Genomic DNA, 24003 nt, shown 5'->3' on the forward strand with positions numbered 1-24003 from the left:
GGCCTCTGGCCGGTACGGTCCTAGCCCGCGGACGGCTTGGCGGACAGGGCCGGCAGCACATGGTCCGTCAGCAGCGGGGCGAGGTCGGCCGGCAGTTCGGCGGACAGGTCCAGCCAGCGGATCTCGGCGATTTCCGCCGACGGCCGGGCGCTCCACACCCCGGGCGCCGTGAAGACCGTGGCCTCGATCTGGGTGGCCGCCTCGTTAGCGGCATCCGCCAGCCAGCAGCCCAGCAGGTCCAGCCGGTCCGGGGCCAGCACGATCCCCACTTCTTCCTGGAGCTCGCGCGCCGCCGCCTGGGCCGCCGTTTCGCCGGCCTCGGGTTTGCCGCCGGGGTGCATGAACTTGTCCGTGCCCCGTTTCCGGACGGTCAGGAGACGTCCGGAGCGATCGAAAACGCAGACCGCGGAGACGACGATGCGCGGGTTCATCCGGCGCGCCCTGCATCGGGCGCCGCGTCCGGCGTTACGCCTGGCCTTGGATCCGGAACTGGGCCTGGTCCTGCTCCTGGTGTTGCTTCCAGCCTGTGCAGGACGGACTCCAGCAGCTGGTCCTTGGCGGGGCCGGTGACATCCCAGCGGTAGCCGCATTGGTCCGGTCCGCGGAACGTGTACGTCACGCGGTAGGTGTCTGGGTCGCACCAGTGCTCGTCCTGGTTGGCCTGCCCGGCGAAGCCCATGCGGTGGAAGGGGCGGCCGTCCGGGAAGTACACGTCCAGGACCTCGGGAGTGTCCGCGGGCCGCAGCAGATATTCCCGGCTCGCCGGGCCGGTGAACGGTGCGCCGTCCACGGGTGCCCAGCGCACGGTGCCTTCTTCACGCCACCACAGGCCGCCGTCGTCGTGGGCGGTGAAGCGGACGACGCCGGTGAAGGTTCCGCTGATCCCGGTTTTGCGGTCCAGCAGGGTGCGGTCGACGGACCAGGAGCCGCGCAGGTAGGCGCGGAGGTCAAAGTCCGGACCCGTGTCCGGGGTTTCGTCCGGGGCAGGAATGTTCAAGTGCCCTCGATTGGAATCGAACCAACGACACCGGCTTTAGGAGAGCCGTGCTCTATCCACTGAGCTACGAGGGCGGGTATCCGCGGGCGGCCGGGGCCGGTCCGGTCGGACACGGATATAAGCATACAAGGTGAGCGCGCGTACTACGCTCTTGGCATGACTGCAGGAACCGCCGAGCTGTCCGCCGGAGCCCTCTACTACCCCGATGTGGCCGCGACCAGGTTTTACGTCGGGGCCCTGGCGAAGCTGAGCGTGCTGCAGTATTTCGTGGCCGAGGCGGCTGTGATCGGCGCCTGGGCGGGAGCGGAGCCATACAGCCGCCGCACGGGCTACATCAGCGACCTCGGCGCCGTGGCGTGTGGAGAGTTCTCCGGCCGGGACGTCTGCTCGCCGGCGCACCTGCTGATGAACGCGTCGTTTGTGGTCCAAGGCCTTGGCATGATGGTCGGCGCGCTGCTGCTCGGCTCGGCGCTCCTGTGCTGCGCCGCGCGGACCGGAGTGCCCCTCAGGCGCGGCCGGGTGCCGGGGCGGGCGCACGGCCGCGCGCGCTGGGGCGCGGGGGTGGTGGCAGCGGTCGCCGCCCGGCTGCTGACCGGCACGGCCGGGGCAGGAACGGTCATCGTGGGGCTGGTGCCCGAGGACGCGGGATCGGCCTGGCACGTGGCCGGTGCCCTGATGTACTTCGCCGCCGGGGCACTGGCACTCCTGGTCCTCGGTTGGCTTTGGCTCCGGCAGACGCCGCTCGGGTGGTTCATCCTGGGCTGCGGGGTTGTGTCCCTGGCGGCGCTCATTGCAGGCGGGCTGACGGACATGCACGTGCCGGAACCCGGCACCCTGGAGCGGCTCATGGGCTATCCCATCACCGTCGGCGTCGCCGCGGCCGGTCTTGTCATCGCCCAGCGGGTCCAGCATGAACGCACGGTGCGCAAGCTCGCCCGGGCCCGGGCCAAGGCCCAGGCCCAGGCCCGCTGAGGCGGGCCGGCTGTCGCGGGCTGGCGGTGGCGGGCCGGCTGTGGCGGGCCGGTGGGGCAGGCCGGCGGTTCAGGCCCCAGGGCCGCGCGACAGGGGCCGGGCCAGGGCCCGGGCCCTCTGGCCCGTCGGGGAGTGCCCTTAGGGCGCCGGCGCCGTCGCGCTGGGAGCCGGGGCGGCGGTCGCCGTCGCCTGGGCCATGATCTTCATCAGTTCCTCGTCCCGCAGCTTTGACCACGGCGACTCCGGCGATCCCTGCAGTGCAGCTTCGGGGCTGTCGGTCTGGGTCCACCATTTTGCTTCGAACACCCGGCCTTCGAAGAGCACCCGGGCGCCCTTGCGGTAGACGGTGGCCGGCTGCCAGGCCGGGGCAGTCCCGGCCGGTGCCGTCAACTGCGGCGTCGGCCGGTCAGCGGCCAGGACCGGACCGATAATGCGCCAGGGGGTCGCGGTGCCCTGCAGGACGGGGTTATCCGGGGTGTCGGCGCGGGTCCACCATTTGGCCTCGTAAACGTTCGAATGCCACACGATCCGCTCCCCGGCGGTGTAGGCAGTGGCCTCGGACCACACCGGGTACGGGCTGGTGGAGGGGTTGTCGCTGACGGCCGGGACCGGCGTCTGCGCCGCCGCGGCGGACGGCGCAGCCGACGGGCTGGCCATGACGCCCGCGCCAAGGATCGTGGCGAAGGATGAGCTTCCCTGGTCCACGCCGCTGCAGCCATCGGAAACCTTCGTGACGTCCGGGAAATTCTGGCTGCAGGTGCGGTCACGGTTCAGGGACCACATGGAAAGCCGGCCGATGCCGCGGGCACTGGCGTAGGCGCTGAGTTCCTGCGCGTCCTTGAGCGTGAAGATCTCGCCGGCGACGTCGTTCTGGCCGATCATCGGCGTCAGGCCGACCTTGCGCCACACCGTTCCGCTGCCGAGTTCGGTGCCGGCGGCCCGGTACAGGCCGGTCAGTTGCTGATGGGTGGCTTCCGCGGCGGACACAGCGTTCTCGTACATGGACCGGCCCGGCAGCATGCTCCCGCCGTAATCCATGGTCATGGCGTTCACCCCGGCAAGGTCGACCCCCGCGGTGATCATCTTCTGGACGGCGTCGCTGCCCGCCGCCGTGACGCCGTTGGGATCCGCCGGCAGCGTCAGCCAGACGCTCAGGGACTTGCCCTCGCGCTGGCGGTCCTGCTGGAGCGCGGCGATGGCCACCGAGCGCCGCTGAAGGGCCGCGGGGTCGGACAGGGCCTCGCCTTCCACGTCGAGGTCGATGCTGTTGACCTGATAGCGGTCGACGACGGTCCGGTAAGCCGACTTGAGCTGTGCGGGATCGGTGCACGCAACGGCCAGCTCCTGGTTGGCCAGCCCGCCGAAGGACACCGCCACGGTGCCGCCGAGCTGCTGAAGCCGGGCCACCCGCCGGTCCAGGTCCAGCGAAGCGGCGGCGTCCGAGAGGGAGTAGGCGGCCCCCCAGGAAGGCGAGCACGGATCCTTGGGATCAGCCACCACGAAGGACAGCACGACCTTTTCAGCTTCCTTGGACGCCGGGTCCTCGAATGCGTACCGGGGCGTCGCCGTGACATCGACGTATCCCGAGAAAACGGACGGGATGGCCTCGGCCGCCCGGACGTCCTGGAAGTTGCCCCATGCGGCAACGCCGCCGGCGGCGGCCGCCACCACGGCGCCGATGAGTACACCCAGCCGGACCACTGATAGTTTGCGGCCTGGGAATCGTTCGGACACGGGGTCCCCCTTGTGCGTCTTTCGTTGGGCAGCCGGGCACGCGCCGGCAGCCGGCATCAGCTCGTGAAATTTCCGGGGTGTCTGATGTCCGGCAAGCCTCTGACCTTGCATTATCATAAGGGCACTCACCGGAACATTCCGGTGCGGCGTGCGGGTTTTGCCGTAGGCGCGCGCCAATATGCCGACTTTGCAGTCTTATGGGGACTAATGCCAGATCAGCTTGTCTTGCCGCGCTTGGATTCGGAAAGCGCGACCACCGAACAAAAAGGTGCGGTCCGGCGCCGTCAATGGGGGGCAGAGCGGCGTTCCGAGCCGCTGTCAATTGTTCATCCGAGACCATCCCGGCGCAAAATAATCCTTGGCCGCCTGGGAATTCTCACGACGCTGGCGGCTTGGGTAACGTACGTCATTTCCACTATTCTGAAAGAACTCGCTGACAATCCCAATGCGGGTTTCAGGTTTCAGTTTGAGACGGTTTCCTACCTCATTGTCGTAACATTTCTGACGTTTTCCGCCCTCATGTACCTGATGGCCCGGCAGGGCGCCCTGTACCGGTTCCGCGACCATGCCAGGGTGCCGCGCGGCGAGCTGGACCGGCACTTCGCCGAGTACTCCGAGGGCGTCACCGTGCTGGTGCCCTCCTATGCCGAAGAGCCCCAGGTGGTGCGGGCGACGCTGTGGTCCGCGGCGCTGCAGGAGTTCCCGGATCTCAAAGTGGTGCTGCTGCTCGATGACCCGCCGCATCCCTCGGACCTGGGTGACCGGGTCCGGCTGGACAAGACCCGAGCGCTGACCGACGAGATCGCCGCAGAGCTCAGCGTCCCGGCCGCGCGCTTCAACACTGCCCTGGCCGATTTCCGCAGCCGGGCAAAGGCGCACGGGCGCGGTACTGCGGCCGAGGTGGCCCTGCTGATCGCCGAATATGAGGCAGCCGCCGAATGGCTCGAAGCGATGGCCGCTGCCGAAACAGTGGAGGACCACGTCGACGAGTTCTTCGTCGACCTCGTCCTGATGGGCCTGGCCCGCGAGCTGAGGCTGGTGCTCCTGGGACTGAACGCTGCGCTGGCCCAGCAGACCTCGCCGCCGCGCACGCGGATCGAAGAGCTGTACCTCCGGCTGACCTGGATCTTCAACGTCTCCACCGAAACGTTTGAACGCAAAAAGTACGCGAGCCTTTCCCACGAGGCGAACAAGGCCATGAACCTCAACGCCTACATTTCGCTGATGGGCCACACCTGGCAGAAGGAAACCACCGCCGACGGCGTGGTCCTGCGCAAGGTGGGCGCCGGCGTCGTTCCTGACCTGGACGGCGAGATCATGGACGTCCCGGACACGACCTATCTGTTGACGCTCGACGCCGACTCGCTGCTTTTGCGCGACTACTGCCTCCGGCTGGTCTACTTCCTGGAATCGGCGGGCAACGAGCGCGTCGCGGTCACCCAGACGCCGTACTCCTCCTTCCGTGGGGCCCCCACCCGCATCGAGCGGGTCGCCGGAGCCACCACTGACCTCCAGCACATCCTCCACCAGGGCATGACCTACTACGGTGCGACCTTCTGGGTGGGCGCCAACGCCGTCATCCGCAAACGCGCCCTGGAGGACATCGTCGAGGTGGAGACCTCCGGCGGCTTCGAGGTCCGGACTTACATCCAGGACCGAACCGTCATCGAAGATACCGAATCCAGCATCGATCTCGGCCAGCACGGCTGGACCCTGGTGAACTATCCGGAACGGCTCAGCTACAGCGCCACACCCCCGGATTTCGGCTCCCTCGTGGTCCAGCGCCGGCGCTGGGCGAACGGCGGCTTGCTGATCCTGCCCAAACTGTGGGTCCAGCTCCGCCAGCACCGGTCCGAGCGCCGCGCGATCCTGTTCCGGGAGGTGCTGCTGCGGGTGAACTACATGGCGTCCATCGCGTGGGCCAGCTTTGGCCTCGTCTTCCTCCTGGCGTACCCCTACGACAGCCGGCTGCTGAGCCCGATCGTGTTCATCGCCGCCCTGCCGTACTTCCTGGCCATGGGCAGCGACCTGCGCGACTGCGGGCACCGCTTCAGTGACATCCTCCGGATCTACGGCTTCAACCTCGTGCTGCTGCCGGTCAACCTGGCGGGCGTGCTGAAATCGCTGCAGCAGGCCGTCACAGGCGACAAGATTCCCTTCGCCCGCACGCCCAAGGTCAAGGACCGCACCGCCGCCCCGGCGATCTACGTCCTGACGCCGTACGCGATCGTCGCCTTCTCGCTGCTGACCGTATGGCGGGACGCGCAAGTGGGGAACTGGGGCAACGTGGCCTTCGCCTCCGTCAACGCCATCCTGGCTGCGGGCGCGATCCGCGCTTACATCGGAGTCTTCAACTCCGCCGTGGATGTCTTCCTCGGGGTGGTTAACTGGCTGTATGTCAGTCCCAGGCCCAAGAAAGAGAAGGAGAGCCCCGTGATAGCCAAGACAGCTGAGGAAGTCGACTGGGAAACGATTCTCTATCACGGCGACCGACGGCTGAACCGTGACCTCCGGGGCTCCGCCGACCGCCGCCGTCGAATTGCGGTCCGATGACGCTCGAGGCCCTGGCCGGGCCCGAAGGACGGCTTCCGGAGGGGCTGCCGGACACGGCAGCGGCAGCCGGCGCCCTCCTGGGGGCGGCGGCGGTGGCCGCGGCCCGGGCAACCGACGGGGCGCCTGCCGACGGCGGTGCCGCCCGGAGCATCGGCGTGCGGATGATCGACGGCGGAATCATCGAGGTCCTGCTGCCCGCCAACCAGGAGATCGAGGGTCCGGAGGCACGCATCGCCGGTGATATCGTCCGCACGCTCGCCGCGGGTCGGCGTTTGCCGGTGCTCCTGGTGATCACCGGCGTCGTCGGTGTCAGCATGGAGGCCCGCCAGGTTTACAGCGGTTCCATAGCGGCGACGGCGTTCGCCCTGGTGGGGGAGAGCCCGGTGGACCGGGTCATTGCCCACTACCTGCTGCGGTCCCGAAGCGAGACCATCCCGGCCCAGTTCTTCACCTCAGAATCCGCGGCTGTCGAGTGGCTAAGGCAGTACACCCGTGAAGAATGAAGCACCGGACCCCAGGCTGCACGCCCTCGTGGAGGGCATCGTGCGGATCGCCGGAGGCGATCTGAGCACCCGGATCCCGCATTCGGGAGCCCGCGACGACGTCGCCGCCGTCATCGCCGGCATCAACCTGATGGCCGATGACCTGCAGACCATTTACCAGGAGCTGGAGGAGCGGGTCGAAAGCCGGACGGCCATGCTGCGCGAGGCGCAGGTGGAGCTCGAACGCATGGCGCTGACCGACCCCCTGACCCAGCTCGCCAACCGGACGGCACTGAACTCGGTCCTGAGCCATGCCCTGGCGGAATCCTCGCGCGGCGAGATGCCGCCGGCCCTCCTGATTCTGGATCTCGATTCCTTCAAGGGCATTAACGACACCCTGGGGCACAGCGCCGGCGACGACGTCCTGCGGGCCATCGCACGCCGGCTCCAGGACGCCGTCCGCGAAACGGATACCGTGGCGCGCCTTGGCGGCGACGAATTCGCCGTCATGCTGCCGAAGTCCAATCTGGTCCGGGCACGCCGGGTGGCGAACAGGATCCTCAAGGCCCTCAGCGAGAGCCTCGACGTCGGGGACCTGAAAGTCACGTGCGGAACGAGCATCGGCCTGCGGATCGCGGAACCCGGCCAGTCCGTCGATGACCTGGTCATGGAGGCCGACACGGCCATGTACGCGGCCAAGGCGCAGCAGCACAGCAGCATCAAAGTCTTCGAACCCGCCCTCCTGTACGCGCGCCGGCTGCAGAGCGTCATGATTACGGAAATGCGCGAGGCCATCCGGCAGGACCAGCTGACCCTGCACTACCAGCCGGTGGTGGACCTCGCGACCGGCAGGATCGAGGGCGTGGAGGCGCTGGTCCGGTGGAACCACCCCGAGCGCGGTCTGCTCATGCCGGACCAGTTCATTCCCCTGGCCGAGGAAACCGGCATGATCGTGGACCTGGGCCACTGGGTGCTGCGCAATGCCGTGCGCCAATTGCGGAAATGGCAGCAGGACCTGCAGGTGGACAGCAGCTTTAACGTCCGGGTCAACATCTCCACCACCGAACTGCAAAACCTCGAGCTGATCGAACATGTGCGGGACATCCTCAGGGAGACCGGCGTGGATGCATCAAACCTGATCGTGGAGCTGACCGAGTCCATGGCGGTCAACGGCGGCGACGTCGACCAGTATTCGCTCAACGGCCTCCGCCGGCTCGGCGTGCAGCTTGAGATCGATGACTTCGGGACCGGCTATTCCTCCATCAGCTACCTGCGGAAGCTGCCAGTGAACGTGGTCAAGATCGACCGCAGCCTGATCAGCGGCCTTGGCGACGACGAGCAGCAGCGGGACTTCGTCGCCGCGGTGCTGCACCTCATCCACGCCTGCGGCCTGAAGGCGCTGGCCGAGGGGATAGAGACGGCGGAACAGGCGGAAGTCTTGCGAGAGATGGGCTGCGGCAGCGGCCAGGGCTATTACTTTGGCAGGCCTGCGCCGGCGGGCGAGATCGTGGCGTTGTTTGCGGGGAATGGAAAGCTGTTGTAGCTCCGGCCCCGGTGGATGTTGGGCGGGGTGAACGAAGATTAAACACTGACGGCGGGCGCCGGAATCACTTCCGACACCCGCCGCCTGTCAATGCAGTCTCCGTTACTTCTTGGTGGAGTCCGGCCACCAGCCGATAGCGGCGACTGAGCTGTGTCCGGAGGTGTCAGCTGCAGCAGAAATCGCTGCGGAGGCGGACATTCCCGCGACAGCCAGCGCACCGGCGACGAGGAGTGTTGCGAGGGTCTTCTTCATTAGGACTCCTGATACGTAAGAGGCTGATGTGACTCATGTGACTTGTGGTGCAGATTTAGTATAGGGCCAAACGACACGCCGCTGTATAACGATTCGCTCCGCAACGAGTGGTTTCGTGTTATTCGCGCGAAGCTTCGGAAGTCCTGAGGCAATATTGCGCAGGTCTTGCTTGCGCGGTTTGTTCGTTTCCGCTCCCGCGGCAACGGATAATTGAGGCATGCAACAAAGTTCCGTTTCACCCTCGTACGCCGCTGCAGAGCTGCAGGCGCGCGAGTTCCGGTCCAGTCACGACTTCAGCGAGGCCGCGAACGCCGCGCAGGCGGCCGCGGATATTGCCAGTGCCGAAGGTGATACGTCGTCGTGGTGGCACATGACGTTGTTCCGGGCCGAAAGCCTCATTGCCGCCGGAGAAATCGAAGCTTGCGCAGAACTCGCCAGCACATTGATTGCTGAACCCTGGGAGGGGAACCGGCAGCTTCAGGCCCAGGTACACATCCTTCTGGCCCTGACCCGACGGGGCATGGGTCTGCTCGAAGAGGCCGCCGATGAGGCGAGAATCGCAGCGGACCTCATGGACGGCGAAGACGACGTCGAAATTGCGGTCAAGGCCCGGCAGGCTCTCATTGCGGCACTTGCTGATAGCGGGAGGCTTGACGAAGCGTGGGCGGAAAGCCTTGTCATGGCCGACATTATTTCGGGCGAAGTCGATGACCAGTTGGTGGGCAAGGCCTATTGGGTCATTGGAAACGTCGCGTTCCTTTGCAGCAAAGTCGCCGAGGGGCTGCACTATCACGAGCTCGCCGCTGCCACCTTTTCACCGGCCCGGAACCTGACCGTCTGGGCAAAGTTCAATAAGGCTTCAGCTGCCATGCGGCTCGCCGCCGATGTCGCGGATGCGGACACCCTACGCTGCATTGAACGCGCGGAACTAGCCACAGATGTTATTGGCGGCACTGAGGAAGATCACATATTGCTCAAGCTGAACCGCGGCCACTGGAATTTCCTGGCAGGGGATCAGAAATCGGCGGTCGATACTCTCGACGACATCTTCCCGGTCCCCGAAAAGACGTCGCCGCAAATACTGGGCGAGGCCTATCTGCTTCTAGGACGGTCGCATGCCGCTTTGGGGAACGGGGTCGAAGCGCGCAAATACTTACTGCAAGCCGCCGACTACTTTGAGAAGGCGGGAGCCTCGCAACGTGCGGAGCAAGCCCTTGAGTTCCTGAACGAAGTACCCTGACTTCGCGCTGAAGAGGACATGCCCTCCGCTGGACTTGAGGGCTGGACATAATGGCAAGATGTCCTCCGGCCGGGCCGGACGCTGGACATGTCCCGCGTCCGAAGCCGGGAATAGAGAACTAGCCCCGCCGCCGCGGCCAAGTATGGACATGTCCCTGGTTCAAAGCCGGGTGCAGGGAAATAGCCCTGCCGCGCGGATCAGGGCTGGACATGTCCCGGGGTGGGGGAAGCTGCGGCTGCCTTGCGGCCAACTATTACGGCGGCGACGCCGGCCACGACGCTCAGCGCCAGAAGTACCCAGCCGGCCACGGTGAGACCGGAGGCCAGGGCGACCTGACCGCCGTCGAGGGTGTCGGCGGACATCATTTCGTCGATCACCGAGTTGCCCCACAGCCGGACCGCTGCAAAGAGTAGCGGCAGCGACCACAGCGCCCAGCGCAGGGATTTCCGGGCCACGTTGGTTCCGATCAGCAGCAGCCAGGTGAAGCCAAAGATCAGCGGGAAGAGCATGCCGGCCGTCTTGTGGACATAGTTCAGCTGGCCCCGGGCATCGGCGTCCATGGCCGCGCGCAGTTGCTCCACGAATCCCAGGTCAAAGCCGCCGACCAACGAGTCGGGCATTGCCTGGCCGCCCGACAACTGCATGAGTTGGTTGAGGGTGAGCAGGTGCAGATACCAGAACAGGAACAGGCTGGCCACGACTCCGGCGATGACAATCAGGTTGCTGTTGCTCTGTGCCTTCTGCGGTGTCCGGCTGGTGGTCGGATTGATCACCGGAGGGAGATGGTGCTGGGGGACCGCCGCGTTGGCGCCGTGCTTTTTGATCCGCTGCGCGGGTGTCTTGGCCATGACTCCATTATCGCCCGCCCTGCACGCCCCTCCGCGCCGCCGTCAGCCCGGCTGTCCGCACCGGCTGTTCACTGCCAACGGGCGCCGATAGTCTGGGACGCGTGACCGAACTAGGAAAACACCGGCTCGGCCGGCACAGCACCGCAGAACTCGACCCGTCACTGGATGACTACCAACTGGCCGAGGCCCTGGTCCGCGAGGCCGGCACGCTGGCGCTGTTGATGCGGCAGGCGGGGCTTGAGGGCCGGCAGAAGACCTCTGTCTCGGACGTGGTCACGGCCGCTGACCACGCCGCCGAGTCTTATGTCCTGGAACAGCTTCGGCGGTGCCGGCCCGATGACGCCGTCCTGGGCGAGGAGGGCGCCTCCGTGGCGGGCAGCAGTGGCCGGACCTGGGTCATTGACCCCGTCGACGGGACCTTCAACTTCCTGCATGGATCCACGTACTGGTGCTCGGCCATTGCCCTCAAGGATTCCTCCGGTGCAGGGCTCGGCGCCATCTTCCAGCCGGAGGAGGACAAACTCTGGCTGGGCGGGACGTCCCGGGCGGCGACGCTCAACGGCGAAAAACTGGTGGCCTTTCTGCCCGCTGCGTCCGGTGGCACCGGACGCTCCGACACGCCGCTGTCCGACCTCGGCGCGGCAACCTATATCCACCCGACGTGGCTGGCCGATCCGATGTGTGCCATGCCCTGGCACGCGGCAGCGACGTCGGCCGCCGCGCTGCGCATGTTCGGGTCCGGCTCCTGCGACCTCGGCCGGGTCGCGGACGGAGAGCTCGGCTGCTGGTTCCAGCACAGCTGCCCCGAGTGGGACTGGCTGCCCGGCAAGGCGATCGTAGAGGCGGCCGGCGGCGCGACCGACGTCGTGCGCGTCAACGGGCTGGACTGGTTCATCGCGGGAGGCGCGACGGCGGTCCAGCAACTGCGCGCCGCGCTCAGCTCCGGGGGCGTCGGCTAGCTTCCCGCCTGCCGGAACTCCCGGGGGACATGCTCATTTTTCACTGCGGTGACCGTGGGACATGCTCATTGTTCGCGGCTAGGACTGGGCACAAGGGGAGTATGTCCATTGGCCACGGGTAGCGGAGGACATGCTCGTTCCGCTGGGCCGTGTCCGTGGGACATGCCCCTTCTTCAGAACAACCTCGGCGGTCTTCAGAACAACCCGGGTCTTCTCCAGGGCTGCTTCCGTGGGGCATGCTCATTCTTCGCGGCTAGGACTGGGCACAAGGGGAGTATGTCCATTGGCCACGGGTGGCGGAGGGCATGCTCGTTCCGCGCGGCCGTGTCCGTGGGACATGCCCATTCTTCAGAACAACCTCGGCGGTCTTCAGAACAACCCGGGTCTTCTCCAGGGCAGCTTCCGCGGGGCATGTCCATTCTTCGCGGCCAGGAGTGGGCACAAGGGGATTATGTCCACTGGGCGCGGGCAGGGGAGGGCATGTCCCGGAGGGCGGACACGGCTGTCAGCGCCACCGCCTAGACTTAGATACACCATGGATATGTTGTTTGACCCTTACGCCGACGGACCCTTCCAAGCTGCCTCCAAGGCGGCGGCAGGCACTAAAGCGCGGGCCGGGTCCGGTCTGGCGGGCCTGGATTCAGGGCCGGATTTCGCTCCGCACGGAGGCCCGCACGGCGCCCCGCACAGCGGAAGCGCACACGGCGACGGGCCCGACGGCGGCTGGGACCGCCCGCAGCTTCCGAACGCCGGCGAACTCCTCGAGGGGCTGAACCCCCAGCAGGAAGAAGCAGTCAAGCACGCCGGCAGCGCCCTGCTGATTGTGGCCGGGGCCGGCTCGGGCAAAACCCGTGTGCTCAGTAACCGGATCGCCTACCTGATCGCCACGAGGCGGGCGCACCACGGCGAGATCCTGGCCATCACCTTCACCAACAAGGCCGCGGCCGAAATGCGGGAACGGATCGAGGCGCTGGTCGGCGGCCGGGCCAAGACCATGTGGATCTCCACCTTCCACTCCTCCTGCGTCCGGATCCTGCGCCGCGAGGCCAAGAACGTCGGGCTGAACTCCAACTTCTCGATCTACGACTCCGCCGACTCGCTGCGCCTGATCACCCTTGTCGCCAAGAACCTGGACCTCGACCCCAAGCGCTTCGCGCCCAAGGCCATCCAGCACAAGATTTCCGCGCTCAAGAACGAGCTGATCGACGCCGACAGCTACTCCTCCAGCGCCAACTACAACGACCCCTTCGAGCAGGCCGTCGCCGAGGTCTTCAAGGGCTACACCCAGCGGCTGCGCCAGGCCAACGCCATGGACTTCGATGACCTGATCGCCGAGACCGTCTACATGTTCCGGGCCTTCCCGGCGCTCGCCGACTCCTACCGGCGCCGCTTCCGGCACGTCCTCGTGGACGAATACCAGGACACCAACCACGCCCAGTACGCCCTGGTGCGCGAGATCGTCGGCGAAGGCCCCGACGCCGCCGAGCTCACCGTCGTCGGCGATTCAGACCAGTCCATCTACGCCTTCCGCGGCGCGGACATCCGCAACATCGTGGAGTTCGAGAAGGACTACCCGGACGCCCGCACCATCAAGCTCGAGCAGAACTACCGCTCCACCCAGACCATCCTCAGCGCCGCCAACTCGGTGATCTCCCGCAACCCCAACCGGCCGGAGAAACGGCTCTGGACGGCCGAGGGCGACGGCGAGAAGATCGTCGGCTACGTCGGCGAGAACGAACACGACGAGGCCCAGTTCATCGCGAAGGAAATCGACCGGCTCCAGGACGAGGGCGATCTGCGCCCCGGCGACGTCGCCATTTTCTACCGCACCAACGCCCAGTCCCGCTCGATCGAGGACGTCCTGGTCCGCGTGGGGCTGCCCTACAAGGTGGTCGGCGGCACCCGCTTCTACGAGCGCAAGGAGATCAAGGACGCCCTCGCCTACTTGCGCGTCCTGGTCAACCCGGACGACGACGTCAACCTCCGCCGCATCCTCAACGAACCCAAGCGCGGGATCGGTGACCGTGCCGAGGGTGCCGTCGCCGCCCTCGCCGAGCGTGAGCGCACCTCGTTCATGGCCGCCGCGAGGCGCGCCGACGAGGCCCCGGGCATGGCGACCCGGTCGGTCAACGCCGTGCTGGGCTTCGTGAAACTCCTCGACGACCTCGCCGAGGTCGCTTCCGGCTCCGGCGCCGCCGCGGCCCTCGAAGCCGTGCTCGAACAGACCGGCTACCTTGCCGGGCTGCGGTCCAGCACCGACCCGCAGGACGAGTCCAGGGTGGAGAACCTCGCCGAACTGGTCGCCGTCGTCCGGGAATACGAACGGGACAACCCCGAAGGCTCGCTCGGCGCCTTCCTGGAGCAGGTCTCCCTCGTGGCCGACGCCGACCAGATCCCGGACGCCCCCGGCGGTGACGCCCAAGACACAGCCGCCGCCGTCGCAGAAGCCAAGCGGCTCGGCGTCGTCACCCTCATGACGCTGCACACCGCCAAGGGCCTGGAATTCCCGGTGGTGTTCCTCACCGGCATGGAACACGGGCTGTTCCCGCACCAGCGCTCCGCCACGGATCCCAAGGAACTGGCCGAGGAACGCCGGCTGGCCTACGTCGGCCTGACCCGCGCCCGCAAGCGGCTGTACCTGACCCGCTCCGAAGTCCGCAGCATGTGGGGCCAGAGCCAGTACAACCCCGCGAGCCAGTTCATTGAGGAGATCCCGGCCGAGCTTGTCGAGTGGAAGCGGGAGGGCGCCAGCCGCCAGAGCGGAGGCTGGGGGAGCGGTGCCGGGATCGGGTCCAGCCGCTACGGCGGATCGTTCTGGGGTGCCGGAACCGCCCGCGGTGCCGCGGCCAGCCCGTCCGCCGGATTCAACGCCGATGTTCCCGCCGCCGTGGCCAAGAACAGGGTCCAGCCGCAGAAGGAAGTCGTCGCCGTCAGCGTCGGGGACAAGGTCAACCACACCAGCTTCGGCAACGGGACCGTCCTGGCGGTCGAGGGTGCCGGGGACAAGACGGTCGCCAAGGTCAAGTTCGACGTCGGCGAGAAGCGGCTGCTGCTGCGCTATGCGCCGCTGACCAAGCTGGACGCCTAGCTGACCGCACAGCTGGACGTTCGGCCGAAGACCTGGCGGGAGCCGGGAGCGGAACCCGGAGACCGGTCCGCCGGCACCCCACGCTGCCGGATGCACGGGCGTTCGCCGTACGTTACGAACGCGCGTCTGGCAGGGCCGCGCCGGCCTTCGGAGCGCCGTCGAACACCCCAAAAACCCCGTAATCTAGCGGTTTTTCTACGCTCCATAGAATAGTGTCCTTACTCACATAACCGGTACTCTGGAACGGGCTGGTCCGATCGAAGGACTAGAGTTCCCAAAGGAGCATTGCGCCGTGTGGCTCGTTTCCAAGCTTGTCGCAGGGTGCGTTTATTCCGCAGCCCGGTAACCGCGAGTACGTGGGGTCCGGCTGTACAGAAACTACTTCGACGTAGAAGGACACTAAACCGTGGACCTGTTTGAATATCAGGCGCGCGATATGTTCGAGGCGCACGGTGTACCCGTGCTTGCTGGCATCGTGGCGCACACCCCTGAAGAAGCAAAGGCAGCTGCCGAGAAAATCGGCGGCGTAACTGTCGTAAAGGCGCAGGTCAAGGCCGGAGGCCGCGGCAAGGCCGGCGGCGTCAAGGTCGCGAAGACCGCTGACGAAGCGTTTGAACACTCCACCAACATCCTCGGGATGGACATCAAGGGCCACACCGTCCACCGGGTGATGATCGCCCAGGGCGCAGACATCGCCGAGGAATACTACTTCTCCGTCCTTCTGGATCGGGCCAACCGCAACTACCTGGCCATGTGCTCGGTTGAAGGCGGCATGGAAATCGAGCAGCTCGCCGTTGAGCGCCCCGAAGCCCTGGCCAAGATCTCGATCGACCCGGCCGTGGGCATCGACCAGGCCAAGGCCGACGAAATCGTCGCCGCTGCAGGCTTCGCCGAGGAACTGCGTGGCAAGGTCGCCAGCGTAATCCTGAAGCTCTGGGACGTTTTCAAGAAGGAAGACGCCACCCTCGTGGAGGTCAACCCGCTGGTCCTGACCGGCGCCGGCGACATCGTTGCCCTCGACGGCAAGGTCTCCCTCGACGAGAACGCCGACTTCCGCCACCCCAAGCACGCTCACCTTGAAGACAAGGACGCTGCTGACCCGCTCGAGGCCAAGGCCAAGGCGCAGGACCTCAACTACGTCAAGCTGGACGGCGAAGTCGGCATCATCGGTAACGGTGCCGGCCTGGTCATGTCCACCCTCGACGTCGTTGCCTACGCCGGCGAGAACCACGGCAACGTCAAGCCCGCCAACTTCCTGGACATCGGCGGCGGAGCGTCCGCCGAGGTCATGGCAGCGGGCCTCGACGTCATCCTGGGCGACCCGCAGGTCAAGTCCGTCTTCGTCAACGTCTTCGGCGGCATCACCGCCTGTGACGCCGTCGCCAAGGGCATCGTCGGTGCACTGGCCGAGTTGGGCCACTCCGCGAACAAGCCGCTGGTCGTCCGCCTCGACGGCAACAACGTTGAGGAAGGCCGCCGCATCCTGGCCGAGGCCAACCACCCGCTGGTTACCCTGGCCGCCACCATGGACGAGGGCGCCGACAAGGCTGCCGAGCTCGCCAACGCAGCGAAGTAGAAGGACTCGACTATGTCTATTTATCTGAACAAGGACTCCAAAGTCATCGTCCAGGGCATCACCGGCGGCGAAGGCACCAAGCACACCGCCCTGATGCTCAAGGCCGGCACCAACGTTGTTGGCGGGCGTCAACGCCCGCAAGGCCGGCACCACGGTCCTGCACGGCGACACCGAGATCACCGTTTTCGGCACCGTCAAGGAAGCCATGGCCGAGACCGGCGCTGACGTTTCCATCGTCTTCGTACCGCCGGCCTTCACCAAGGACGCCGTCGTTGAAGCCATCGAGGCCGGCATCGGCCTGGTTGTCGTCATCACCGAAGGCGTGCCGGTCCAGGACTCCGCTGAGTTCTGGGCACTGGCCCAGTCCAAGGTTGACGCCAACGGCAAGCAGGTCACGCGCATCATCGGACCGAACTGCCCCGGCATCATCACCCCGGGTGAGGCCCTCGTCGGCATCACCCCGGCCAACATCACGGGCAAGGGCCCCATCGGCCTGGTCTCCAAGTCGGGCACCCTGACCTACCAGATGATGTACGAGCTGCGCGACCTCGGCTTCTCCACCGCCATCGGCATCGGCGGCGACCCGGTCATCGGCACCACGCACATCGACGCCCTCGAAGCCTTCGAGGCCGACCCGGAGACCAAGGCGATCGTCATGATCGGCGAAATCGGTGGCGACGCCGAAGAGCGTGCCGCGGACTACATCAAGGCCCACGTCACGAAGCCGGTTGTCGGCTACGTGGCCGGCTTCACCGCTCCGGAAGGCAAGACCATGGGCCACGCAGGCGCCATCGTCTCGGGTTCCGCGGGCACCGCCCAGGCCAAGAAGGAAGCCCTCGAGGCTGCCGGCGTCAAGGTCGGCAAGACCCCGTCCGAGACCGCCAAGCTCCTGCGCGAAGTCTTCGCGACCCTCTAGGTCCGAAGCACCACAGCACCACAGCAACGCGGGGTCACTCACGGCCCATTCCACTCGGTGGGATGGGCGCGGAGTGACCCCGCGTTGCTTGTTTAAGGCTGCGTCCTAGACCTTGGCCCCGCTGATGACTTCCTCGAGCCGCTCGTAGGCTTCGATCATGCCGCCCTCCATTCCGGACTGCGCCATGCCATCGCGAGCCTCCATGCTGGGGTAGACCGCCCGGGCGCGGAGGCGGCAACGGCCGCCGCCGAGATCTTCGAAGGTCAGGAACTCAATGCTCACCACATCCGGGTAGCCGTCGAATTCGAAGGTTTGGATGGCGAAGTCGTTCTCGCGGACAGTGTGGAAGACGCCGCTGAAGACATACGCGCTGCCGTCCGGTGCGGTGTGGGTGTAACGGTAGCTGCCGCCGGTCCGGAAGTCGTAGTGGTCAATGGCCATGGTCATCCGCCGCGGACCGAGCCACTGGGCGACGAGCTCGGGGTCCTTGTGCGCCCTGAAGACCTCGGAAACGGGAAAGTCGAAGTCGCGCTCAAAGTCGATGAAGGGCAGCCCTTCGGGGACTGTCAGTTTCAGTGCGTTGCTCATGATGCATCCTTTGCCTGAGTGCCGCTCTGGGCGGCGCGGATTTCAAGCACGGCGTCAAGGCTGCGGAATTGCCCCTCGCGGACCAGCCGGTACTGGTCGATCCAGGCAGTGAGCGCTTCCAGCCGTGCAGGGTTCAGGTGCACGGGCCGGCGCTGGGCGTCACGGGTGCGCGTGACAAGTTGCGCCTGCTCGAGGACCTGGATGTGTTTCGAGACCGCCTGCTTGGTGATCGCGAAGGGCTCCGCCAGTTCGTTGACGGTAGCCGGGCCCCGGCTGAGCCGGGCAATGATGCGGCGGCGGACCGGATCGGCGAGGGCCAGGAAGGCCGCGTCGAGCTCACCGTCGTCGCTGGAATCCATGGGGTGGGACCTCCTCGTCGCTCGGCTAATCAATCCATAGATTGATCAACCATTTGATTGTTTAAGGATAAGACGGGACCCGCGGCAAGGCAAGGACGGTATCGCTCCCGTGGCGAAAGGGGGCACCGCGCCGCGGTGAACTCTCGGCGAACGTCCGGCCAATGGGGCGCAAAAATCGATTTTTGGCCGGCCGGGCGTGGACATACTGGAACGCATGACTACCTTTTCTCGTCGTCAAGTATTGCGTTCAGCGGGGGTCGCCGCCGTTGCCGGGGCCATGGCCGCCAGCACCTCCGAGAACGCATTTTCAGCCTCCCCAATCGGCCTCTTTGGCCACGGGATCGCGTCAGGAGATCCCATGCCGGGCAGCGTGCTGCTGTGGACCCGCGTCACGCCCACCCCGGAATCGCTCCCCGGCAGCGGTTCCGGTCCGGACGTCTCTGTCCGCTGGGAGATATCCGCCGATCAAGCGTTTACGAAAGTAGCTGCCAGCGGTACTGCCTCCACCGGCCCGGCCCGCGACCATACCGTCAAGGTCGTTGCGGGCCGGCTGTTGCCCGCCACGAACTACTGGTATCGGTTCACCCTGGGGCAGGAGACCTCACCCGTGGGCCGCACGCGAACCGCGCCGGCCGCGGGGGCAGCGGTGGACCGGCTGACATTCGGGGTGGTTTCCTGCGCGAACTGGCAGGCTGGCTACTTCTCCTCCTACCGCCATCTGGCCGCGCGCGGCGACCTCGACGCCGTCCTCCACCTGGGTGACTACCTCTACGAATACGCACCCGGCGACTACCAGGCCCGCGACGTCGTGGTCCGGCCGCACGAGCCGGCCGTCGAGATGACCCGCCTGGAGCACTACCGCCGACGCCACGCCCAGTACAAGACCGACCCGGACCTCCAGGCCCTGCACGCTGCGGCCCCGTTTATCGTTACCTGGGACGACCACGAATCGGCCAACGACGCCTGGCAGGGCGGCGCCGAAAACCACACTCCAGGCGTCGAAGGCGCCTGGAGCGAGCGCTTCGCCGCCGCGCACCAGGCCTACGCCGAGTGGATGCCCGTCCGCTACGAGCCCGGTGGCCAAATCTACCGCCGCCTGGAGTTCGGCTCGCTGGCTAGCCTGGCCATGCTTGACCTGCGCTCCTACCGTGACCAGCAGGCGGCCAGCGGCGCGGACTCCTCAATCAGCAACCCCGCCCGCACCATCACCGGCACCGCCCAGATGGACTGGCTGCTGGGCAACCTTAAGTCCGATGGTCCGCAATGGAAGCTCGTCGGCAACCCCGTCATGATTGCCCCGGTCCGGGTTCCCTCGACCCTGAGCACCGCTGAATTGGCTGGTGTGCAGAAGCTGATGGGCGGGACAAGCATCAATGGCGTGCCCTACAACGTGGACCAGTGGGACGGTTACGAGGCCGACCGCAACCGCGTGGTCCGCCACCTGCGCGACAACGCCGTCAAGGACACCGTGTTCCTCACCGGCGACATCCATTCCGGCTGGGCCTGCGACATCCCCGCGGATCCGGCCAGCTACCCGGCCACCGGCGATTCCGTGGCCGCGGAACTGGTCTGCACCTCCGTCACGAGCGACAACCTCGATGACATCCTCAACGTTCCGCCCCGGACCGGATCCGTCGGCGTTGAGAACGCCATCAAGGCAGCCAACCCGCACGTGAAGTATCTGGACTTCGACTCGCACGGCTTCTCAGTCCTCGAGGTGACGCCCGCCGGCGTCCGGATGGACTGGTACGTCCTCGCGGAGCGAACGGACCCGGGGTCCCAGGCCGCGCGATCCACGTCATTCCAAGTGCAGTCCACCTCCGGCAAAGTCACTCGGATGCAAGGAGGCCTTCAGTGAGTCGCTCCGCCACTTACCGCCTGACACCGGGCCGCCGGCAGTTCCTGCAACTCGCCGCCGCCGGCGGTGCCGCCGTCGTCCTTTCCGCAGCGCCGGGCACCACCTGGGCCGCCCCTGCCGCAGTCCGGACCAGGAGCTACGTACTCGTGGTGGACGGCTGCCGCCCGGACGAGATCACACCCGCCCTGACGCCGAGGCTCGCCGCTCTGCGGGCCGCAGGGTGCAATTTCCCGGCGGCACGCTCCCTGCCGGTCATGGAGACCATACCCAACCATGTCATGATGATGACCGGGGTCCGCCCGGACCGCTCGGGAGTTCCGGCCAACGCCATCTTCGACCGCGCCGAAGGCGTGGTCCGAGACCTCGACCGCTCTACCGACCTGCACTTCCCGACTCTCTTGGAGCGGCTGCAGGAACGCGGGCTTACCACCGGGTCGGTGCTCAGCAAGAAGTACCTGTACGGCGTCTTCGGTGCCCGGGCCAGCTACCGCTGGGAACCCCAGCCAGTGCTTCCGGTAACCGGACACGCGCCGGACGCCGCCACAATGGACGCCCTTCTGGCGATGGTGAGCGGGCCCGACCCCGACTTCGTTTTCACTAACTTGGGTGACATTGACCGCGTCGGCCACTCCGACCTTTCGGGAACCACGCTGCGGGCAGCACGTGAAACTGCCCTCGCGGACACCGACGTGCAGGTGGGGCGCTTTATCGACCACCTCAAGAGCGCCGGTAAATGGGACTCCAGCGTAGTGATGGTGCTGGCCGACCACTCGATGGACTGGTCGGTCCCGAGCAATGTCATTTCCATCGACCTGATCCTCCAGTCCCGTCCGGAACTGCAGTCCAACGTCAAAATCGCCCAGAACGGCGGGGCGGACCTGCTCTACTGGACCGGCGCCGACGCCGACCGTGCGGCCGGACTGGCCGCCGTCGAACAGTTGGTCGGCGCCCATGAGGGGGTGTTCTCGGTGAACAGGCCGGGGGAGCTGCGCCTGGGGGCCGAAGCCGGCGACCTGGTGGCCTACTGCCGCGCGGGCTGGCGTTTCTCCGACCCCTACGTTGCCTCTAACCCCATCCCGGGCAACCACGGACACCCGGCCACGGAGCCGATTCCGTTCTTCGTCTCCGGAGGCAGCCCGCTGGTGGCCAAGAGTGTTGTGTCCTCCGAGGCCGCCAGGACAGTGGACGTCGCACCGACCATCGGCGGAATTTACGGGCTGAAACCGCCCGCCGGCGGCTACGACGGCACGGCCCGGAGTTCTGCTTTTACCGGCTAGTCCGGCCTGCCGCTCCGGCAAGCGCAATACCCCAGCGCGGGGTCACCTGGCGCCGTCCCGAACCCCGGGATGGGCGCCAGGTGACCCCGCGCTGCTGTGTCCACGCGGAAAATCCTTGCACCGCCTAAATTTAGTTTGTTAGTATGTCAGGACAAACTACTGAAGGAGATGCGAGTGCCTCTCGTGCGAATCGACGTCAATCAAGGCCGCACCCCGGAGCAGCTCCGCGGGCTCAGCCAGGGAATCCATGCCGCCATCGTGGCCGAATACGGCATCCCGGAGCGGGACTACTTCCACGTGCTGACCGAGCATCCCGCGGGGCAGATTGTCGCCCAGGATGCCGGGCTCGGCTTCGAGCGGACGCCGGACGTGGTGATGATCCAGATTTTCACCCAGGCCGGGCGCAGCCAGCCCGCCAAGCAGTCCCTGTTTGCCGCCATTGCGGACAAGCTGGCCGCCGCGGGGGTCGCCGGCGAGGACGTCTTTATCGGATATGTCGAGAACACGGCGGGGGACTGGTCCTTCGGTTTTGGCCAGGCCCAGTACATAACGGGTGAGCTCGGCATTCCCGCCAAGTAACTACCGGGGTGGTTCCGGCGCTTGCGCCGCAGCGACACCCGCGCGGGGCGGCATTTGGTGCTCCTGTGTCATGTTGTAAATATGTCAGTACAAACCTTTGACAGTACATGGATTCTGAGGCAAAGTAGTGGTTGTGGCCCGGCTCACGCCGGCCCCCTAAGCACCGAAGCTCAGGCTGCGCAAAGGTACCGAGTTCACACCAGAAAGGTCCGCGATCACCGTGACCCACGAACTGCTCACGATCGGGCGCATCAGCGTTGATATCTACCCGAATGACATCGGGGTGGATCTGGAGGATGTCACGTCCTTCGGAAAGTACCTTGGCGGATCACCGTCCAACGTGGCGGTCGCCGCTGCCCGCCACGGCCGCCGCACCGCCGTCATCACCCGCACCGGCGACGACGCCTTCGGCAAATACCTGCACCGCGAACTGCGCAAGTTCAACGTGGACGACTCCTTCGTCACCCCGGTCAAGGAATGGCCCACCGCGGTCACGTTCTGCGCGATCAAGCCGCCGGAGGACTTTCCGCTCTACTTCTACGGACGCTTCCCCACGGCCCCGGATCTGCAGATCAAGGCCGAGGAGTTGGACCTGGGCGCCATCAGGGACGCGGGCATCTTCTGGTCCACCGTCACCGGTCTCTGCCAGGAGCCGAGCCGCGCCGCGCACCTCAAGGCCCACGAGGCGCGGCCCCGCACCGGGCTGAAGCCCGGCCAGTTCACCATTCTGGACCTCGACTACCGGCCGATGTTCTGGGCCTCCGAGGAGGAAGCCCGGGAGCAGGTCGCCAAGATCCTGCCGCACGTCACCGTGGCGATCGGCAATGACAAGGAATGCGCCGTCGCCGTCGGCGAGGGCACCCCGGACGAACAGGCGGACCGGCTGCTTGCCGCCGGCGTCGAAATCGCCGTCGTGAAGCTGGGCCCGGAAGGGGTCATGGCCAAGACCCGCACCGAGCGTGTGGTCTCCGCCCCGGTGCCCGTGGAAACCGTCAACGGCCTCGGTGCCGGCGACTCGTTCGGCGGGGCCTTCTGCCACGGCCTGCTCTCGGGCTGGCCGCTCGCCCAGGTCCTCGACTTCGCCAACGCCGCCGGCGCCCTCGTCGCGTCCCGCCTGTCCTGCGCGGACGCGATGCCGACGCCGGACGAAGTCACGGGCCTGCTCGCCGAACGCGGCCGCCTGCTGCCGGGTACCTACGCCACCGAAGGAGCAGCACTGTGAGTGCAAACCCAGCCGTCGCCGCCCGTGCGGTGAACGATGATCCCCGCCGCTACGAGCACCTGAGCATTATCCGGCTCGAAGACCCGGAAGCGATCGCCCGCGCCGCCAAGGCACGGCGCCGCCACCCCGGTGTCCGGGCCCACCGGCAGAACTTCATTGTGGCCGCCGACCACCCGGCCCGCGGCGCGCTCGCCGTCGGGAATGATCCCGTGGCCATGGCCGACCGCCGCCAGCTCCTGGACCGCCTGCAGATCGCGCTGGCCAACCCGGACGTCGACGGCGTCCTCGCCTCGCCGGACATCATGGACGATCTGCTCCTGCTCGGCGCGCTCGAGGGCAAGCTGCTCTTCGGCTCCATGAACCGCGGCGGCCTCTCCGGCCTCGTGAACGAATTCGATGACCGCTTCACCGGCCACACCGCGGCCGCGCTCGAGGCCCTGGGCGCCGACGGCGGAAAGATGCTCACCCGCATCTGCCTCGGCGACCCGGACACGGTGGTGACCCTCGAAGCAACCGCGCGGGCGATCGATTCCCTCGCCGAGCGCAGGCTGATCGCCATGGTGGAACCGTTCCTCTCCGTCCGCGAGAACGGCAAGGTCCGCAACGACCTCTCCACCAACGCCGTCATCAAGTCAGTCGCCATCGCCGAAGGCCTCGGCGCGAGCAGCGCCTACACCTGGATGAAGCTGCCCGTCGTGGCCGAGATGGAACGCGTCATGGCGTCCACCACCATGCCCACCGTGCTCCTCGGCGGAGACCCGGACGCCGGCCAGGACGAGGTGTTCGCCAGCTGGCAGGCCGCCCTGGCCCTGCCGGGCGTCCAGGGCCTCACCGTCGGCCGGACCCTGCTCTACCCGCAGGACGGCGACGTCGCCGGCGCCGTGGCGACCGCCGCGTCGCTGCTGCACCACGCCGCCTCAGAATCCACCCGCACCACAGAAGTATCGGAGTAGTTTCCCA

20 protein-coding genes, 1 tRNA gene and 1 pseudogene are annotated in these 24003 nt (G+C 66.8%); 14 read left to right on the forward strand and 8 right to left on the reverse strand.

What is annotated here, in order from left to right; all coding sequences use genetic code 11:
• Window positions 1-20: 20 nt before the first annotated feature.
• The 3 genes from ABH915_RS04910 to ABH915_RS04920 all read right to left on the reverse strand — a co-directional run bounded on the left by ABH915_RS04910 (window position 21) and on the right by ABH915_RS04920 (window position 1071).
• Window positions 21-431, reverse strand: coding sequence for an NUDIX domain-containing protein (locus tag ABH915_RS04910; protein ID WP_370118405.1), 411 nt, complete (start codon window positions 429-431; stop codon window positions 21-23).
• Complete coding sequence (locus ABH915_RS04915; protein ID WP_370124936.1) at window positions 428-934, reverse strand: DUF6314 family protein; 507 nt, start codon at window positions 932-934, stop codon at window positions 428-430. The genes ABH915_RS04910 and ABH915_RS04915 overlap by 4 nt, the downstream gene beginning before the upstream one ends.
• A 64-nt stretch (window positions 935-998) precedes the next feature.
• A tRNA-Arg gene (locus ABH915_RS04920) sits at window positions 999-1071 on the reverse strand.
• An 82-nt stretch (window positions 1072-1153) separates the two neighbouring features.
• Here ABH915_RS04920 and ABH915_RS04925 point away from each other — a divergent pair.
• Window positions 1154-1969 carry a hypothetical protein gene (locus ABH915_RS04925; protein WP_370118408.1) on the forward strand — a complete coding sequence of 272 codons (816 nt, stop codon included), beginning with the start codon at window positions 1154-1156 and terminating at the stop codon, window positions 1967-1969.
• 138 nt (window positions 1970-2107) lie between these two features.
• On the opposite strand, the gene ABH915_RS04930 is transcribed toward ABH915_RS04925, so the two are convergent.
• Window positions 2108-3703, reverse strand: a complete 1596-nt coding sequence (locus ABH915_RS04930) for a chitinase (protein ID WP_370118411.1) — start codon at window positions 3701-3703, stop codon at window positions 2108-2110.
• 519 nt (window positions 3704-4222) lie between these two features.
• Between ABH915_RS04930 and ABH915_RS04935 the strand changes: the two genes are divergently transcribed.
• Genes ABH915_RS04935 through ABH915_RS04945 form a run of 3 tightly spaced genes read left to right on the forward strand, consistent with a single transcriptional unit; the run spans window position 4223 to window position 8281 of the window.
• Window positions 4223-6256, forward strand: coding sequence for a glycosyltransferase family 2 protein (locus ABH915_RS04935; protein ID WP_370118414.1), 2034 nt, complete (start codon window positions 4223-4225; stop codon window positions 6254-6256).
• Window positions 6253-6759, forward strand: coding sequence for a hypothetical protein (locus ABH915_RS04940; RefSeq protein ID WP_370118417.1), 507 nt, complete (start codon window positions 6253-6255; stop codon window positions 6757-6759). The genes ABH915_RS04935 and ABH915_RS04940 overlap by 4 nt, the downstream gene beginning before the upstream one ends.
• Window positions 6749-8281, forward strand: coding sequence for a bifunctional diguanylate cyclase/phosphodiesterase (locus tag ABH915_RS04945; RefSeq protein ID WP_018776026.1), 1533 nt, complete (start codon window positions 6749-6751; stop codon window positions 8279-8281). The genes ABH915_RS04940 and ABH915_RS04945 overlap by 11 nt, the downstream gene beginning before the upstream one ends.
• 102 nt (window positions 8282-8383) lie before the next feature.
• On the opposite strand, the gene ABH915_RS04950 is transcribed toward ABH915_RS04945, so the two are convergent.
• Entirely contained in the window at window positions 8384-8533 is a 150-nt protein-coding gene (locus ABH915_RS04950) for a hypothetical protein (protein ID WP_018776027.1), read from the reverse strand.
• 217 nt (window positions 8534-8750) lie between these two features.
• Between ABH915_RS04950 and ABH915_RS04955 the strand changes: the two genes are divergently transcribed.
• Entirely contained in the window at window positions 8751-9773 is a 1023-nt protein-coding gene (locus ABH915_RS04955) for a hypothetical protein (protein WP_370118421.1), read from the forward strand.
• 197 nt (window positions 9774-9970) lie between these two features.
• Here the strand turns inward: ABH915_RS04955 and ABH915_RS04960 are convergent, their stop codons facing one another.
• Window positions 9971-10621: a hypothetical protein gene (locus ABH915_RS04960; RefSeq protein WP_370118424.1), complete on the reverse strand. Its 651-nt coding sequence runs from the start codon at window positions 10619-10621 to the stop codon at window positions 9971-9973.
• A 101-nt stretch (window positions 10622-10722) separates the two neighbouring features.
• On the opposite strand from ABH915_RS04960, the gene ABH915_RS04965 reads away from it, so the two are divergent.
• The 4 genes and pseudogenes from ABH915_RS04965 (at window position 10723) to sucD (ending at window position 17160) form a co-directional block, all read left to right on the forward strand.
• Window positions 10723-11580, forward strand: a complete 858-nt coding sequence (locus ABH915_RS04965; RefSeq protein WP_370118427.1) for an inositol monophosphatase — start codon at window positions 10723-10725, stop codon at window positions 11578-11580.
• A gap of 535 nt (window positions 11581-12115) precedes the next feature.
• Window positions 12116-14668, forward strand: a complete 2553-nt coding sequence (pcrA, locus tag ABH915_RS04970) for a DNA helicase PcrA (protein WP_370118430.1) — start codon at window positions 12116-12118, stop codon at window positions 14666-14668.
• A gap of 406 nt (window positions 14669-15074) precedes the next feature.
• Window positions 15075-16244, forward strand: coding sequence for an ADP-forming succinate--CoA ligase subunit beta (gene sucC / locus ABH915_RS04975; RefSeq protein ID WP_018776032.1), 1170 nt, complete (start codon window positions 15075-15077; stop codon window positions 16242-16244).
• 12 nt (window positions 16245-16256) lie between these two features.
• A pseudogene (gene sucD / locus ABH915_RS04980) lies at window positions 16257-17160 on the forward strand (succinate--CoA ligase subunit alpha).
• Window positions 17161-17265: 105 nt separating this feature from the next.
• Here sucD and ABH915_RS04985 read toward each other — a convergent pair.
• Together ABH915_RS04985 and ABH915_RS04990 are read right to left on the reverse strand one after the other, a co-directional pair.
• Window positions 17266-17748 (reverse strand): SRPBCC family protein, encoded by a 483-nt coding sequence (locus ABH915_RS04985; protein WP_370118434.1) that lies wholly within the window; start codon window positions 17746-17748, stop codon window positions 17266-17268.
• On the reverse strand, window positions 17745-18107 hold the full coding sequence (locus ABH915_RS04990) for a helix-turn-helix transcriptional regulator (protein WP_018776035.1): 363 nt from the start codon (window positions 18105-18107) through the stop codon (window positions 17745-17747). The genes ABH915_RS04985 and ABH915_RS04990 overlap by 4 nt, the downstream gene beginning before the upstream one ends.
• 214 nt (window positions 18108-18321) lie before the next feature.
• Here ABH915_RS04990 and ABH915_RS04995 point away from each other — a divergent pair, with 214 nt between their 5' ends.
• The 5 genes from ABH915_RS04995 (at window position 18322) to ABH915_RS05015 (ending at window position 23996) form a co-directional block, all read left to right on the forward strand.
• On the forward strand, window positions 18322-19965 hold the full coding sequence (locus tag ABH915_RS04995; RefSeq protein WP_370118437.1) for an alkaline phosphatase: 1644 nt from the start codon (window positions 18322-18324) through the stop codon (window positions 19963-19965).
• On the forward strand, window positions 19962-21242 hold the full coding sequence (locus ABH915_RS05000) for an alkaline phosphatase family protein (protein WP_370118440.1): 1281 nt from the start codon (window positions 19962-19964) through the stop codon (window positions 21240-21242). The genes ABH915_RS04995 and ABH915_RS05000 overlap by 4 nt, the downstream gene beginning before the upstream one ends.
• A gap of 174 nt (window positions 21243-21416) precedes the next feature.
• Complete coding sequence (locus ABH915_RS05005) at window positions 21417-21821, forward strand: tautomerase family protein (RefSeq protein ID WP_026266873.1); 405 nt, start codon at window positions 21417-21419, stop codon at window positions 21819-21821.
• 220 nt (window positions 21822-22041) lie between these two features.
• Window positions 22042-23043 (forward strand): 5-dehydro-2-deoxygluconokinase, encoded by a 1002-nt coding sequence (gene iolC, locus ABH915_RS05010; protein ID WP_370118444.1) that lies wholly within the window; start codon window positions 22042-22044, stop codon window positions 23041-23043.
• Window positions 23040-23996: a deoxyribose-phosphate aldolase gene (locus ABH915_RS05015; protein WP_018776040.1), complete on the forward strand. Its 957-nt coding sequence runs from the start codon at window positions 23040-23042 to the stop codon at window positions 23994-23996. The genes iolC and ABH915_RS05015 overlap by 4 nt, the downstream gene beginning before the upstream one ends.
• Window positions 23997-24003 lie beyond the last annotated feature (7 nt).

Source organism: Arthrobacter sp. MW3 TE3886 (assembly GCF_041262145.1).
Classification (GTDB): domain Bacteria; phylum Actinomycetota; class Actinomycetes; order Actinomycetales; family Micrococcaceae; genus Arthrobacter.